The sequence below is a fragment of the Microcoleus sp. w1-18aA5 genome (assembly GCF_036701705.1).
Classification (GTDB): Bacteria; Cyanobacteriota; Cyanobacteriia; order Cyanobacteriales; family Microcoleaceae; genus Microcoleus.
On sequence record NZ_JAUPTE010000023.1, the window covers coordinates 38,528 to 54,173 of the forward strand.

General features: G+C 43.3%; 10 protein-coding genes and 1 pseudogene. 6 read left to right on the forward strand and 5 right to left on the reverse strand.

Going from position 1 to position 15,646, the window contains the following annotated elements; genetic code table 11:
* Positions 1–62 precede the first annotated feature (62 nt).
* A protein-coding gene (locus Q5691_RS11075; RefSeq protein WP_445305826.1) for an IS1 family transposase occupies positions 63–786 on the reverse strand; the annotation gives its coding sequence in 2 pieces (ribosomal slippage) (positions 63–704 and positions 706–786; 723 coding nt in all).
* A 160-nt stretch (positions 787–946) separates the two neighbouring features.
* On the opposite strand from Q5691_RS11075, the gene dpdE reads away from it, so the two are divergent.
* The 5 genes from dpdE to Q5691_RS11100 are packed head-to-tail and all read left to right on the forward strand — an operon-like array spanning position 947 to position 11,541.
* The gene (gene dpdE / locus Q5691_RS11080; protein WP_333344843.1) at positions 947–4,315 is read left to right on the forward strand and encodes a protein DpdE; all 3,369 of its coding nucleotides are present in this window, start codon (positions 947–949) and stop codon (positions 4,313–4,315) included.
* The gene (gene dpdF / locus Q5691_RS11085) at positions 4,315–6,861 is read left to right on the forward strand and encodes a protein DpdF (protein ID WP_333344845.1); all 2,547 of its coding nucleotides are present in this window, start codon (positions 4,315–4,317) and stop codon (positions 6,859–6,861) included. The genes dpdE and dpdF overlap by 1 nt, the downstream gene beginning before the upstream one ends.
* Positions 6,858–7,742, forward strand: coding sequence for a protein DpdG (dpdG, locus tag Q5691_RS11090; protein ID WP_333344848.1), 885 nt, complete (start codon positions 6,858–6,860; stop codon positions 7,740–7,742). Before dpdF ends, dpdG begins: the two co-directional genes overlap by 4 nt.
* Positions 7,739–10,831: a protein DpdH gene (gene dpdH, locus Q5691_RS11095; RefSeq protein ID WP_333344850.1), complete on the forward strand. Its 3,093-nt coding sequence runs from the start codon at positions 7,739–7,741 to the stop codon at positions 10,829–10,831. Before dpdG ends, dpdH begins: the two co-directional genes overlap by 4 nt.
* A complete protein-coding gene (locus Q5691_RS11100) occupies positions 10,828–11,541 on the forward strand; it encodes a hypothetical protein (protein ID WP_333309145.1) in 714 nt (237 codons plus the stop codon). The genes dpdH and Q5691_RS11100 overlap by 4 nt, the downstream gene beginning before the upstream one ends.
* Positions 11,542–11,656: 115 nt before the next feature.
* Here Q5691_RS11100 and Q5691_RS11105 read toward each other — a convergent pair whose 3' ends face one another.
* Both Q5691_RS11105 and Q5691_RS11110 read right to left on the reverse strand, forming a co-directional pair.
* Positions 11,657–12,496 (reverse strand): class I SAM-dependent methyltransferase, encoded by an 840-nt coding sequence (locus Q5691_RS11105; protein WP_333309147.1) that lies wholly within the window; start codon positions 12,494–12,496, stop codon positions 11,657–11,659.
* A 143-nt stretch (positions 12,497–12,639) separates the two neighbouring features.
* Positions 12,640–14,205: an ABC transporter permease subunit gene (locus Q5691_RS11110; RefSeq protein ID WP_333309148.1), complete on the reverse strand. Its 1,566-nt coding sequence runs from the start codon at positions 14,203–14,205 to the stop codon at positions 12,640–12,642.
* 108 nt (positions 14,206–14,313) lie between these two features.
* Between Q5691_RS11110 and Q5691_RS11115 the strand changes: the two genes are divergently transcribed.
* Entirely contained in the window at positions 14,314–14,886 is a 573-nt protein-coding gene (locus Q5691_RS11115; RefSeq protein WP_333344852.1) for a Uma2 family endonuclease, read from the forward strand.
* A 19-nt stretch (positions 14,887–14,905) separates the two neighbouring features.
* Here Q5691_RS11115 and Q5691_RS11120 read toward each other — a convergent pair whose 3' ends face one another.
* Together Q5691_RS11120 and Q5691_RS11125 are read right to left on the reverse strand one after the other, a co-directional pair.
* The gene (locus Q5691_RS11120) at positions 14,906–15,241 is read right to left on the reverse strand and encodes a XisI protein (RefSeq protein ID WP_333344854.1); all 336 of its coding nucleotides are present in this window, start codon (positions 15,239–15,241) and stop codon (positions 14,906–14,908) included.
* Positions 15,229–15,642: pseudogene (locus Q5691_RS11125) on the reverse strand (element excision factor XisH family protein). Before Q5691_RS11125 ends, Q5691_RS11120 begins: the two are co-directional and overlap by 13 nt.
* Between the last annotated feature and the right edge of the window lie 4 nt (positions 15,643–15,646).

Consider the following 15,646-nt stretch of genomic DNA (forward strand, 5'->3'; position numbering starts at 1 on the left):
TTGGGTAGTGCCCTGAAGGAAAGGATTAAGAGAATTAAACTGAATTCAAAGAAAGTAGGCGTTTAGAGTTGTAAATTAGCATTGTAATGATGCACAAAGCGCCAAATGGCAGCAATATGATTTTCTAATTTTTTAGAGAAGGCTAAGCTCTTTCTTACCAATCGAGACACTCGTTGTCGAATAGTACAGTTGAAGCGCTCGATATAGCTAGTAAAACCACTATCTTTGTCTACACTCCGATGACGTTTGCTGGGCAATACAGAATCATAAGCACTCCAATGGTCGGTATAAATTACTGCACACTGACGGTACACTGGTGGCATTGAATTCCATAAAGCTTGAGCCGATACTGCGCTACGCTCTCCAATATGTACACCAACAATTTCCCTAGTCTGGGCATCCAATGCCAGCCAGACCCACTGCTGATTTCCTTTACTATCAACGAATGACCATAACTCATCCATCTGAACACTCAAGCGCTTTTTTTGCTTGGGAGTCACCTCCACTTGCTTCTTAACAGCAGCGGCTTGGCTATTAACGTATCGCTGCACTGTATCTTCTGACACTTGTAGTACCCGAGCAATCCCCGCCTGAGAAATACGTTCAAGTAGCATCCGTGATATCAACTCTTTTTGTTGTTTTGTAATAGGTTTCCATGCCGGATTTAAAACAAATTGACGACCACATTCTCGGCATTTATAATGAAAGTTTATGATGCCGAGTTTGACCGTTTCGACTAACTTCTTCCGAACCACAATTAGGGCAACAATTGATTTCTAATGTCATATCACGCTATGGCAAACACTTCTCTAATCATAACGTACTCTGATCCTTTCCTTCAGGGCACTACCAGTGTAAGGACAAAAAGGGTGGAAAATTAAATTACACTGCTAGTTTTTCATGGGTATGGGCTACTCTAGTAAGAGGGAATGTAGAGGCCGGAACTATGATAAAGCTTGGTTTGCTGGTGCGATCGCGAAGCGTCTCCGCAGAAAAATCGCCAAACAACGACTTAGGAATCGGAAAAGTTACCGAGCTATCCTACTCTACAGCAACGGTTGAATACTTCTGCTCAATTGGGCAACGCCTTGAAAAAACCTTACCCTTAACTTCGCTTTATAGAGTTCAACTCCCGCCTCAGACACGATGCTACATCCAGCCAGAAAGCCAGGATACATGGATAATTGGCCGAATTTTTGACTGGGACGAAGACAAAGGTCAGTATCGAATCGATCTACCCGATAAAAAGATAGCTTTAGTTGCTGAGCACGAAATTTACGTTCGTTGCAACCTACCCATCGATGACCCCATCGAAACTCTAGCGATGAAAGGTCAGGAAACTCCCTACTTTCACGATCGACGTTTAGCTTTTGTCCAGTGTCTCATCCAACAACGCGCTGTCAGTCGCGGGATGACAGGGCTGATTTCTGCCAATATTGACCTTTATCCTCATCAAGTTGAAGTTGTCCGCCGCGTACTCGAAGACCCCATTCAACGTTACCTCTTAGCTGATGAAGTTGGACTGGGAAAGACGATCGAAGCAGGTGCTATTCTTCGCCAGTATCTCCTCGATGAACCGCAGGGACGTGCAGTGGTGCTTGTACCGCAATACCTGCGGGAACAGTGGCTTCAAGAATTAGAACATAAATTCTATGTCTCTGACTTGGACAATAGTGTCCAGGTACTTGCAGTAGAGGATGTCGATCGAGTCAGCCCTCATGCCGATTTGGGCTTCCTGATTTTAGATGAAGCACATCATATTGCAGCAATGGCGACCTCTTCAGATTCGATAAAGCGCAGGCGTTTCGAGACTTGCAAACACCTCGCTCATAAAAGCGATCGCCTACTTCTATTATCTGCAACTCCAGTTCTCAATCACGAGCAAGATTTCCTGGCGATGCTGCACCTACTCGATCCGATCACCTATCAACTTGATGATTTAGAAGGTTTTCGTGCGAGGGTGAAAAACCGCCAACAAATTGGTCGAGTTTTACTCTCATTTAAAGAGAAAGCAAATCCGTTTGTGCTTAAAACTAACCTCAACCAACTGCGAAACCTTTTTGCTGAAGATAAATATCTGCTAAATCTCGTAGACGAATTACAAAATTGTTTGCTTTCTAAAGAAACACTCCCGGCCGATCGAGATGGAATTGTGCGATCGATTCGCACCCACATCAGCGACACCTATCGGTTACACCGTAGAATGCTCCGCAACCGTCGCGCTGCGGTGGAAGATGTAATTTTTGCCCGAAATGTGACACCAAAAGTAGAGTATGACTTAGATGAGCGATCGCCCGAAATTCACGAACTAATTGATGAATGGCGCACAGTCGCTCCTAACCAACAACAATATCAGCAAATTTTTCTCCTTTTATTCCGTGCTAGCGGGACTTGGTTAGGGATTTTAGCGCAAGTGCTCGAAACCCGTTTAAGCGGCATCTCCCATTCTGCCTTGATTCAAGAATTTGGTGCTGATAATATCCGCATTCTGACAGAAACCCCTAAATTTTATGGGGAAGACCAGATTTTGCAATCTTTACTAAGGATTATTCAGCAACCTTCAGAAGAAGGATCTCGCCTCGACTTACTCAAAATAGTCATACTTTATCATCTTTCAGAAACTTTTAAACTTCAATCTTATCGCAGCAACCTTCATAAATTGCTCGAACAGGTGCAACAGCAAATTCGCCGACCGGTATCGGGAAATCCCCTACCTAAAATTGTCATTTTCACCAGTTTTGCCCAAACAGGCGCTGAAATTTTCCGGTGCTTATCAGATACCTTTGGTCAGGCATCTGTAGCTAGCCATCAATTAGGACTGTCTCGTTCTCATGTTGAGAAAAGCCTCAACCAGTTCAAAACTGACCGAAATTGTTTTATCCTTGTTTGCGATTCCTCTGCAGAAGAAGGTCGGAACTTTCAATTTGTTGATTGGATGATTCATTTCGATCTTCCCTGGTCGCCAAATAGTTTAGAACAAAGGATTGGTAGGATCGATCGCATTGGTCGCCCTTTAAATGTTCAATTTACAGTATTCGCCGGCTCAGACTTAGAGGATAGCCCTCACGATGCTTGGTATCAATTATTAAAAGACGGTTTCGGCATCTTGCATCAATCAATTGCCAGTATCCAGTTTTATGTAGATGAAAAATTACCAGGACTGCTAACCACTATGTTTCAATCTGGTGCTAGTGGACTATTAGAAATGATAGGGACTATCCAACAAGAAATTGCTGAAGAACAGGTAAAAATTAGCGAACAAAACGCTTTAGATGAAATAGATGCCCAGGATGAAAACGCTACCCAATATTTTCAAACTTTAGATGATTATGATGCTCGCCATCAGGAAATTAAACGAGCAACAGAAGACTGGATATGTCAAGCACTGCACTTCAAACAAATTGACGATCCGAATTTAGAAAAAGTAGGGCGTTATCAACCTACTAAGCGCACTCTAATTCCCATCCACGATCTGCAAACTCGCTTTGCTGCTTATGCACAACCCTCTGGTACTTATAACCGGAGAATATCAACTCAATATCCTGGTGTCAACCTCTACCGTATTGGGGAAGGATTTGTAGAAGCACTAGCATCTTATATTCATTGGGATGACAGGGGTCAAGCATTTGCAATGTGGCGATGCGATGAATCTTGGGATGCTGGGGAAGGGATGGAATGGTTCGGTTTTCGCTTTAATTATGTAGTCGAAGCCAATTTAGAGATAGCCCAAAAAGTTTTAACAGATTTTGGGATAGATAATAACAAATATAAAGCTCTAAAGCGACGTACAGATGCGCTACTTCCCCCAATTATAGAGACAATTTTCATGGATGCTCGCTCTGAACCAATAAGCATTGTTGAAGATGAAGCACTTGTGAAGATCCTGCAACGTCCCTATAAAGGTAAAAGCAGTCATCCATGCCGAGATTACAACTTGGCGAAAAGTCGATTGCCGATTCTGAATGAGTTTATTGATGCTAGTAATTGGCAAGAATTATGTCATCAGGCACGTCGGACTTCTGAAACATTGTTGGGCGATCGCACTTCTTTCATCGAACTCTGTGAACAACAGGCCCAAATTGCCGAACAGAAACTAGGAAAAAGGCTTGCTCAACTGCGCCTGCGTCTTAACCGCTTAGCTCAAAGCCAACAAACTTCGCATTCATTATTAGCGCAAGAAGTCAACACAGAAACTGCTTTAAGTCAAGCTATTTTAGAAGGAATTCGCCATCCCCGAATCAAGCTTGATTCTGTAGGATTCATCATTGTTTCTGGGCGAGTTCCCGTTCAATTTTTGGAAGAGGGGGATGAGTGATGGCTGATTCATTCCAAGAGTTCAGAGACATTCTACAAACAGGTAATCTACCTGCTGATACAAGTCAGTTTTCAGAAGCTTGTCAAAGGCGCTTGCTTGATGCTTTGGCTGCTGCGGGAACTCCTGACGCGCCGGGAAAAGGGGATATTGCTGCTTTAGTTCGTCACGTATTGCGGCGAGAAGATGAGCTACAGGGCGGAATGCCCCAAATTATAGAAGTACGTCGGACTTCTTCGTTCCCGAATCGCGAAATTTGGCGGCAAAGCGGTATCAATATTTTGCGTGAAGATTCGGATTACTATTTAATTAGCGCTGAGCCTTGGCAACCAAATTGGCTGGATTTTTCCGAACAATATCATCCAGACAAACCCGTATTTAAAGAGGAAGCTCGCCGTAACTACGAGCCTGTAGCGGGAGATCCGTTTCTGGAATTGGTGGATTTGAAGAAATATCGGAGTGTAGGGCAGCGTGAAGCAATTCGTGCTGTTTTGACTGCTCCTGAGTGTGCGACACTTGTGATTAATCTGCCTACGGGTTCGGGAAAAAGTCTCTGCGCTCAATTGCCAGCGCTTTTGCGATCGCAAATTGGTGGTGTCAGTGTCATTGTTGTGCCGACTACAGCACTAGCGATCGACCAAGAACGAGCTTTGAAACCTTTTGTTAACCATGCGACTGCTTATTATGGCGATGAGTCTGAGGCAGGACAACAGAGACGGAAGGAAATTCGCGATCGCATTCGCAACGGCACCCAGCGCATCGTTTTCACCTCACCCGAAAGCTTGATGAGTTCCCTTGCACCCTCTCTTTATGAAGCCGCAATGTCAAAAAAGTTGAGGTATTTCGTAATAGATGAAGCTCATATCGTCGAGCAGTGGGGCGATGAATTTCGCCCAGAATTCCAAGAACTTCCCGGCTTGCGAAGAGACTTGTTGCGTTTAACTTCTTTTACGACTTTATTGCTGACTGCAACCTTAACCGAATCCTGTTTGGATACCCTGGAAACTTTATTCGGCAAACCCGGCCCGTTTCAAGTGATATCTGCCGTGCAGTTGCGACCAGAACCCTCTTACTGGTTTGCTTTGTGTGAAAGTGAAGAAATCAGAAAAGAGCGACTAATTGAAGCTGTTTATCATCTCCCTCGCCCTCTGATTGTTTACGCCACAAAACGGCAAGATGTGAGGCGATGGGAACAGGATTTGTTGCGTGCTGGATTCAAGCGGTGTGCCATTATGACCGGAGATTCTAGTGCAGCAGAACGCTCTCAATTGATTCAAGACTTGCGCGAGAGACGAGTTGATATAGTCGTTGCTACTTCGGCTTTCGGATTGGGCGTAGATCAGTCCGATGTTCGGGCAGTAATTCATGCCTGCATCCCAGAAACTATCGATCGTTTCTATCAAGAAGTCGGTCGAGGAGGTCGAGATGGCAAGGCAGCCATCTCGCTCACATTGCATACCACGGAAGACATAAAAATTGCCAAGTATCTTAATGAAAACTCTGCAATTACGATCGAACGGGGTTTGCAGCGGTGGCAAAGTATGTTTTTAAGCAAAGAAACTATTTCCGATGGTCGGTTTCGCGTTCGTGTCAATACTCCTCCATCTTTCCAACTAGCAGATATTGACATGAACAGCAAAAAGAATCAGGAGTGGAACATCTGTACTTTAACGCTGATGAGTCAGGCTGGTTTAATCGAAATGGATGCCGAACGACCGCCGCTAAGAAAAAATTTTGAATCGAAAGACGCTTATCAAAAAGCGCGGAAACTGCACCGAGAATCCCGATTTATTCGTATTTTAGATGAATCGCATCTGAAAGCCCAAACCTGGGGAAATAAAGTAGAACCAATTCGCCAACACCGCCAAAACTGGAGCTATAAAAATTTGGAATTGATGCGCGAGGCTTTACGACCAAAACGCTGTATTTCGGAAATATTAGCTGAAGCTTACACAATACGCGATCGTGCAATACCAGAACCGAGAAAAATGGTTAGGATTTCTCCTGCTTGTGGTGGATGTCCTGTGTGCAGAAAAAAGGGGGAATCACGATTTTCGGGAATTATGCCCGCCCCATCACCTGTATGGCAAAAGCCTAATTTTTGGGTAGGTGAAGAACTAGAACGATTGCTAGCCGGAGATAAATTAATGCTGATTTTCTATGAATCTATGGAGGAGAAAAATTGGAAAGTCAAAACCCCTAAATTTTTTCAATGGTTGAGGAATCAGGGAATTAGGAATTTAGTTGTTACTCACGAATTTCATAGTACATTTATTAAAGAACCAAATCTAATCTCAGATCCTTTTCTCTTTGTGTTTGAAAAATACCAACCCATTCTGATGCCGCGCATTCCTACCCTCATCTTTCATCCGCCCGGAAAGAGGCTCCCTGACAACTATCTGTCACCAAACAGAAATTCTGAGGCGCCGCTGATTATCGTGCTTCCCTTAGATACACGAGATCCCAGTCGTAGTGACCGCAAGCTGATCGATATTTTTTCAGGTAAATACTTTATGTTTAACCACTTTTGCACGGAGGTTAATTTATGAGCGTATTAAAAACTGCTTTGGCTACTCCTAGCCGAATGCGAGGCATATTTAGATATTTGCTTCAAGTCCCCAAGCAGCGTGAAAACAGGGAAAAACTCACTCGCCTGCTTTCTCCAGAGAAATTATCAGAAGGGAGAAACAAAAGTGCGGAACATCCGATGTTTGATGCTGCACTGCGAGAAAGTATCAAGTGCGACTTATTAATCGAAGAAAACGAGGAGATTGCTATAAATGGTCATCTTCCCGAAGCATCCAGACATCCTCAAACTGGCGATCAGTTCTTACCGAATACGCTGGTAGAGCTATTTTTCGCTTCTGATAATGAAGATGAAGAAGATTTAGGTCGCTTAATAGCATGGTATTTAGCCCAAGATATTTATGATGCTCCCGGTACGTGGGAAGAAGTAGAACAGCGTGTCGCAGAACAGAGAGTTGCTGAGTCTTTAGATTTGAAAATATCCAGCAATACTCTGTTCGGTCAAGTCGCGGACTGGATGTGTTATTTAGGGTTTGCTTGGGGCCATGCTTTAGGAGGGAACAAAATAATAGTTCCTGAGCCAACTGCTTATCTCAGACGAAATTTAAAAGAGTTATTTCAAGGAGAAGTACAAGCTAAAGTTTCGCTCGCAGAGTTTGTCGATCGTTTAGCTAAAAAATGCCCGGTGTTTGAAAGTGGCAAATTTCGAGAACAGGTTGAGGAAAAAATCGGTTTTCGCTTACCCAATCATTTATCCACTAGCACGGCTTTTGCTTTATTGCGCCTTGAGGATGATGGTTACATCCAGCTTAAAAAAGAGTCGGATGCCGATTTATTCATCTTTCCAAGTGCCGACAATGAAGCAGGATTTTCTCATATTATTTTGAGGGGAGTAGAACTATGACTTTTACAAAATTTGTTTGCTGGGATGTGGAGCGCGTTCGCCGTGTGATGGGTGTGGAAGCTACCCAAACTGCAGATAGTATATTTCTGGCAACTCACCATCCGATCGCAATGTACCGCCAGGAACTTATCGAAGTACCGTCGCGATTTCCCTACAGTGAGGAACAATTTCTCAAAGATTTTCTTGCCGAACAAGATTTCGCTTTCGTACCAGTTTTAGGAAGTTCGGGCACGGGAAAATCTCACCTGATTCGCTGGCTGGCCGCCAATATTGAATCGACCGACAAGCGCCGAGTTTTGCTCATTCCCAAAATTGGAACGAATCTCAAAGATATTATCAGTTTAATATTAGAAGGGATGGCAGGAGCAACTTTTGATGAATACCGGCAGCGTTTAAATCGAGCCACTAGCAGCTTGACAGAAGCACAAGCGCGGGAACAACTTCTGAATCAGCTTGCTGCTGCGGTTGGCCCAAATGGTCGGGGCGATCGCACTCAACTTTCTGATGAACAATATTACCTGGTTGATGTAATTGACTCTTTTTTATACGATCCATTTTTCCGAGAACACTGGCTAAAAGATGGAGGTATTATTCATAAATTAGTTGTCCACATTCTCGGACATCGAGATACGGTTGAAATTGTTGAAGAACGGCGGCAATTTTCGCTTGAGGACTTGCCTCTAAATGTTTTAAACTTGCAAAAAGCTGGGGAGCGATCGCGGGAATTTTATAGCTTGTTAATCGGCGATGAGGATATCCAAAAGGCAACTGTAGATTGGTTGAACCGACATTTAGATGAAGCGATCGCTCAAGTTTTGAGCCTCGGACGGGAAGATTTGCAAAGATTAATGCGAGAGGTTCGCGAAGCTTTAGCCGAAGAAGGAGTAGAATTAGTTTTACTGATTGAAGATTTTGCCAAATTTCAAGGAATTGACCGCGAAGTTTTAGAAGCAGTTTTAGCGAGGCCGCAACAAGCCGGAGGCAAATCTTTGTGCGCGATCCGAACGGCGCTAGCTTGTACTACGGGCTATTTTGACGGTTTGAGGTTAGATACTGTAAAACAACGGATTACTTTTAGCGTTAATCTCGATGTCGGTACAGTTGGAAAACAACAATCTTTAGTGAATTATGCAGATATCAAACAATTTGTGGCTCGATACCTCAACGCGGTGCGTTTGGAGGATAAAATAATTCAAGATTGGGCTAAGTCTCGCAATTATGAAGATTCAGATAAAACAGCACTAAGTAGTGCTTGCAATGAATGCGAACACAAACTAGCTTGTCATGCAGGTTTTGGAGAAGCGGACGGTTTTGGTTTGTATCCCTTCACGCCTGAAGCCTTAGAGCAGATGCTTGCCAGGGTAAACCCCGAAACTTTTAAACCTCGATTTTTGATTAGAGATGTTCTCAAGTGGACTCTAGAAAATTCTATTTCTGATATTAAGCATGGAGACTTTCCTGCTAATTCTCTGCGAGAACACTTTGGCAAGATGCGGCTGAGTGCAATGGTTCAGGCCGATATTAAAGCCAAAGATTCACAAAATTACGATCGCCGCCAAACTCTCCTCGATTTGTGGACGGATAGTAACGAGCTTTGTGATTTTCGCCCAGAAATTCACTCCGCATTTGATATTCCTGCACTTGGCGTGAAGGTGCAGCAGACCAAAGTTCGACCCTCAGCTTCGCAGGCTAAAGACTCTAGGACTTCGGTTAGTAATTATCGAGTTGAGCCACAATCTCAAACTAAAAAAATTCCCGATAAGTTGGCGAATCAACTGCAAATTCTCGATCGCTGGAATAACCGAGAAATTCTCCCGCAGGATATCGGTGGAGAACTGCGCCCGTTGATTTACTCAGCTATTGTTGAGCGGATAGAATGGGATACAGAAATGCTACTTCAGGGGAGTTTTGCTGCTAGCGATAGTAAATACTTTAAGCGCCGAAACTTAATTTTTTACAGCCCAAAAGTTACGAGGGAGACGATTTCTGGAGTTAAACTATCTCTTCCTCTTACTCCTGACGATCCTGATGAGTTTCGAGAAAGCGCGATCGCCTTCCAAGGCATTTTACAATACAACCATTACAAGCATTGGAAGTTCCCCAAGGGATCTAGCTACTTTCGCGCTTATGCCACACAACTGGAAAAATGGAGTCAATATGTTTTAGAGCAAATTCGCCTGTATCCCCGCGAGTCTGGGGAACCCTGGAACCCTGTCCCTGCGGCTGTTGAGCTACTGGCGATCGCAGCAACAATGGCCGGACATCCTACAAATTCGATGGAAGATTTGATTAATAGTTTGTTTCTCGATTTAGAAGCAAAAGATTTAGAAAATCGTTCAGCTAACTGGAAAAAGCTATTTAATAGCTTACAAAACCACCGCCAGGCTTTACTAGAAATTGTTAAAAGTCGCACGGCTTGCACAAAAGGAAGTTCTAAACAATTTCAGATTATTGATGTTGTACAAATCCTCGACCCATTGAAACAGGTTAGCAAATCTTGGCAACCTCAATGTGAAATTCCGGCTGATGTTCGAGAGAAGTTTCCCGAAATCGATAAAGCGCGTCAAGCTGCGGATGAACTGCTAGAAAAAGCGATTCAGGAAGAGTGCGATCGCCAACTTGCTGTTTACAATTCTCTAGTAGCTGAATTAGGGGAAGACATCAAGAAAAAAGATGTTACCGATTTAGTAAAGCGGGCGATCGATAGCTCGCAAGAAGCTGGTGTACTTGGAGGCAGAAAGAGTGTCTATGAGCTAAAATCAGTATTGGAACAGTTTAAACGAGTTGGGATTTCTAGCTATTTAGAAACAATGAAGCGCGTGCAAGCTGAGAAAGATAATCCCGATAGTAAACCGAGCAAGCTGCTTAAGTATCTCAGCGAAAATCATCAAAAAGCAATGACAGAGGCTTCCGAATTTGTCGGCAGCACTAACAATTTTCTTGATGCTTCTCTAACCGAGGTGAATAACCGCATTGAAGATTTAGAAGTGTCTGGTGGTGCAACAGTAGAATCTTGCCATAGGGCTATTGAAGATGGATTGGCTAAACTGCGAAATCTAATTACTGAAATTAAAGGAGAGATCGTATGATTTTACAAAAATCCACTCAACTGATTGAGTTATCTCAATATAAAAGTAATCTTCAGAAAGATGCAAAAAATTTGCAAGGTTTTCAATCTAGACAACAACAGATTGAGCAAGCTGTCGCTGAAACTATACCTCTTGTTCAATCTTTGAGAGCTTTTCGCCAAAAAGGAATTACCAATTTTCATTTAACTCAAAAGGCTGAGATTTTGCTCACATTTATTGCTAATGTTGAGGCAGAATTTAAAAAAAATTCTGAATGGATTATACCCAATGAAAATTTTAACAACAAAAAGAATTTCACTTCTAGGATAGAGCAATTACAAAATTCTCTGAGAGAGCAATTGAGTCAAGCTTGGTGGCTGTACCGAATTCAAAAGATGCCGATCACGAATAATGAAATCCTGAATGTGCTGGATAAAGTTTCGGCCTTTAAGCCAACTATCCAACGAATTAGAAATTTAGATGGGCAAATTCGGGAGTCTAACTCAATTCCCCAAAGCAGTGAGGATTTTGATAAAGTCGATCGGCTAATTGAGGAATTAAAGCAGTGCTGGGATGGCTTAAATGCTGATGAGGTTCCTGAAGCAGTGCTTCGTTTTCTGAGAGTGGCTGCTAATGAGGGTGCTAGCCTGGGACTTTTAACGCCAGAGGTAAAAGATTGGTTGACTAAACATGGTCTTATTGATTCTTTACGAATTCACTTGACAAAATAAATGGTTTGCGATTGTCCAAGAAACCACTGACGCACCCTCCTGCATTTTCTAGCGTACAGACAAAGTGCGATCGTCTTTGATCTGGTAAAATGCGTCAGCAGCAAATTGTTTGAGTTTAGTCACTCTCTTGACTGACGCCCCCTACTGCATTTTCTAACGTACAGACAAAATAAAAATTAAAAAGATTAGATTCTAGCGAACGGCCAGGGCGATATTGTGCGTGTAAATCGGCAGTCGAAAAGTTTTCAATAAGTTTGAGATTGAGTTCGTCAGCCAAAGTTGCAATCTTTTCAAACCCAGTAATCCACGGTGCATACATACTTTCGTATTTATCTATGTAATCATTGATATCTTGGTAGCCCGTCGTTCTCAAAATCACCTTTTCCGACATATAATCAAAGGACAATCGGAAATTAGGAACATTGTCGCGAATTTGTTCTAACACAAATATTACATCTTTTTTGTCAAGCAAGGTTGTGTTGCCTTCCCACAAAAAATATGTCGGTAGAGCGAAATCAAATTCACTCTGTTTGAGCAAGGAAATTAAACCGTCTTTTACGTAATCGCCGGGAATATAGCGAACATTAGCAGTAACTTTGTTAGCTTTGAGAGTTTCTTCTTTTAATTGAAGAGTCGCGCTGTCGTCTATTTCAAAATAAATCACTCCTTCTCCATTAATTCTAGCAGCGCGAGTATCCAAACCCGAACCTAAAATAACTACTTGCTTGCAACCTCCTAAAATTTGGTTTGACAAAACATCATCAAAATATTTAGTCCGCAACTTAACCATTTCTTTAGCGGCGGGAGAGTTGTGAGCTATTTGGTTAGCTATTTTTTTTGTTTCCTCATTCAACCAGATTTTTACTACATTATCAGTGTAGAGAGGAATTGCCTCTTCGTTCTCTTCTGCTCTAAATTCCGCAACGATAAAAGCAGTACCAGTTACATTTTTCATGGCTAATCTTTCACCCTTACTAAGTAGTTGGTTACAAGTAAACATTAGATGAGGACGGGGTTTTTACACCCCTAAACTCCCTTGCATCCTAGATTCTTAGCTAAACCCGCCTACAAAATACTATGGTTTTTGCCCTTACCTATTTACTTACTTCTCGCATCTGCTAAAGACTCATTGCTCGCTTCAGCATCAGAATGCAGTTCAGCTTGGTGTATCTTATCAGGAATCAGCCCCTCCGGCCGCACGATCATCATGACAACCAGAGTTAGACCGAATAGAAATAAGCGCATTTGAATCGGGTCTAAACTGGTTGCCAGAAAGTCTCGCAACTGGGGAATTGCAATCCTGGGGAGTACAAAAGTATTCAGAAAACCCTTGAGGACTTGCGCTAATTGTGGCAGATAAAGTCGATCGGCAGACATGATAATGATAGCCCCCAAAATCACCCCGGTCATGTTGCCCAAACCGCCTAAAATCACCATACAGAGGATGATTACCGACACCGAGAAATCGAAAACGCTGGGAAAAATCGCGCTGATATAGGCGGCGTAAAACGCGCCTGCAAAGCCCGAAAACGTCGCTCCCATCGCAAAAGCCGAAAGTTTGGTTTTGACTAGGTTAATTCCCATCGCACTCGCGGCTAATTCATCTTCGCGCATGGCATTCCACGCCCTGCCCAAGCGGGAATCTCGCAGCCGCGAAATCATGAAGTAAGCAAAGACAACTAGCAGCAAAATTAGGTAGTACCAGGGAAAGTAGTTGCCGGTGCTGAAAGTGCCGATAATGGGGAGAGATGGACGCCCGATCGGGTTTATTCCCGCTTCGCCGCCGGTGAGGTTAAAAGGTCGATCGCACCCAACCAGACACAGCACCAACTCAGGTTTACCCAAAACAGCCGCAACAATCTTCGAGACTGGTTCGTCGATCCGAATCGCGGTTAAATTCCTAAAGACAACCGGGATAATTTCGCCAAAACCGAGGGTAACGATCGCCAAATAATCGCCCTTGAGTCGCAGTGTCGGAATACCGAGGATTACGCCCGCGATCGCAGCTACACCGGCGGCGATCGGCAACACCACCCAAAAGTTCCAAGCAATATTTAATTGCCCAGAAGATAGCAAAGCCGTCGTGTAAGCGCCGATCGCAAAAAACGCCGCATATCCCAAATCCAACAAACCCGCAAAACCCACAGTAATATTCAAACCCAGCGCCAACATAATAAAGATTTGAATCTGTACTACAGTAGCAATCCAGCCAGTCTGAGCCTGAATGTCGATAAACGGAAACAGAATTAGAATAAAAGCTAATGTCACCAGAGTTGCCAGCCGCTGGCGTTCTCCCTGCAAGCCCTGCAAAGCACCCATTAACGTAGCGGTCAAAATTGCGATCGTCAAACTGCAAATCCCGTACAGCAGCGTAGTCGGCAAAGCCACAGCAGATTGACCAGAAAAAGGTCTAATCAAAACCCCTTCTACCACACTCGCAATTAACAGCCAAACTCCCAACCCCATTCCCGCGAAACTGCCGATAGTCGCACCCATTTTTGGGCTGTAAATTTTCTGATTCTGACAGCTCATAAACCCTGCAGCCGTACCCATCAGCCAGCCGATCACGGTGCCGCTCCAACCGCCGAATAACAAAACCGTCAAAGAGGCGATCGCCCCTAAAATACCGCTCGATTTAATTGCTTGGATTATTTGATTTGTCATTAGTCATTAGTTATTAGTCATTAGTTATTAGTCACTGTCAACTGTCAACTCTCAACTGCTATATACTGGAACTGTTACCCCAACACACTTCAAACGGGCGATCGCTATATGGTACAAGCACCTCAAAAAACTATCACCCTGGACGAGTTTTTGCAACTCCCAGAAACCAAACCCGCTAGCGAATACATCAAAGGTGCGATCGTACAAAAACCTATGCCGCAAGGAAAACATAGTACAATTCAGGGAGAACTCATCACGAGGGTTAATGCAGCGGGCAAACCTCAGCGGATTGCTTGGGCATTTCCAGAACTTCGCTGCACGTTTGGCGGACGTTCTATTGTTCCCGATGTCGCGATTTTTGTTTGGAATCGCATTCCCCTAGACGCTGACCGCGAAATTGCCAATACGTTTAATGCTCACCCAGACTGGACAATAGAAATTTTGTCCCCAGCCCAAAGCCAAACCAAAGTCACAAACAATATTTTGCACTGTTTGAATGCTGGTTGTCAGATGGGTTGGTTGCTCGATCCCGATGAAAAAAACATTTTAGCCTATCCCGCAAGGCAGCAGCCTATTTCCTTGCAAGAACCAACAGATATACTTCCGATGCCCAATTTTATGCCGGAAATGCAGTTGACTTTAGGTGAAGTTTTTGGCTGGTTGAAACCAGGGAATATTTAAAATGATCGAGGTGGATATTTTAGGCGATCGCAAATCCAGTATGTTTGCGGACTTCCGGCGAATGAAACGCCAAGACAATGCAATTTTCCGGGACGCCACCCTCCAGTAATTCATCAGTAATGCCGTCTTCAATACCGTCATAATGAATCCAGAGTTTTCCTTCGCGAATCTCGACGTGAATGAGGCAATAGTGAACTCGCCTTTGACCCTCCCAACCTTCATTCATCAATAAAAAATCCTTGCGGTCTTGGCTGACAATGACTTTGCTATTAAGATCGGCGTATCTGTAGGGTAGGCTGGCATAGTACGACAGAATTTTATAAATTAAGTCGCGGTATTTGTCTAGTTTATCCATCTGGTAATAACCTCCTGAATAGTATCGACAACGACAATTTTGATTACTCCGTCTCCAAGTACAACTTGTACGATATCTTCATTAAAGAAGCTGGTATAAATCTCTTCAGTAATTGCTAGATAGAGGGTACGATCTGGTTCTTTTTTCGATAGTATTTTTAAATACAAAAAGTATTGCCCGATCGTATTTTCCCAATCTTTTACTAGAGATTTGCCGACAAAACTTTTGATTTAAACTGCAATTCTTTGTCCATCGCGTTCGGCTGCTAGCAGTTGTTTAGCTCCCAAATCCACAAACACACTGCGCGAACCAAATTACAGAGTCAGAGGATCGTCTGTAATTATCCACCCATCCTTTTCTAAAGCAGTCCTTACTTGATAATGATAAATGTCTTTTGCCATTTTT

Bases quoted from the DNA above. Each gene is read 5' to 3' on its own strand.
- dpdE (WP_333344843.1), top strand. From the start codon at position 947: ATGATAAAGCTTGGTTTGCTGGTGCGATCGCGAAGCGTCTCCGCAGAA.
- dpdF (WP_333344845.1), top strand. From the start codon at position 4,315: ATGGCTGATTCATTCCAAGAGTTCAGAGACATTCTACAAACAGGTAAT.
- dpdG (WP_333344848.1), top strand. From the start codon at position 6,858: ATGAGCGTATTAAAAACTGCTTTGGCTACTCCTAGCCGAATGCGAGGC.
- dpdH (WP_333344850.1), top strand. From the start codon at position 7,739: ATGACTTTTACAAAATTTGTTTGCTGGGATGTGGAGCGCGTTCGCCGT.
- Q5691_RS11100 (WP_333309145.1), top strand. From the start codon at position 10,828: ATGATTTTACAAAAATCCACTCAACTGATTGAGTTATCTCAATATAAA.
- Q5691_RS11105 (WP_333309147.1), bottom strand. From the start codon at position 12,496: ATGAAAAATGTAACTGGTACTGCTTTTATCGTTGCGGAATTTAGAGCA.
- Q5691_RS11110 (WP_333309148.1), bottom strand. From the start codon at position 14,205: ATGACAAATCAAATAATCCAAGCAATTAAATCGAGCGGTATTTTAGGG.
- Q5691_RS11115 (WP_333344852.1), top strand. From the start codon at position 14,314: ATGGTACAAGCACCTCAAAAAACTATCACCCTGGACGAGTTTTTGCAA.
- Q5691_RS11120 (WP_333344854.1), bottom strand. From the start codon at position 15,241: ATGGATAAACTAGACAAATACCGCGACTTAATTTATAAAATTCTGTCG.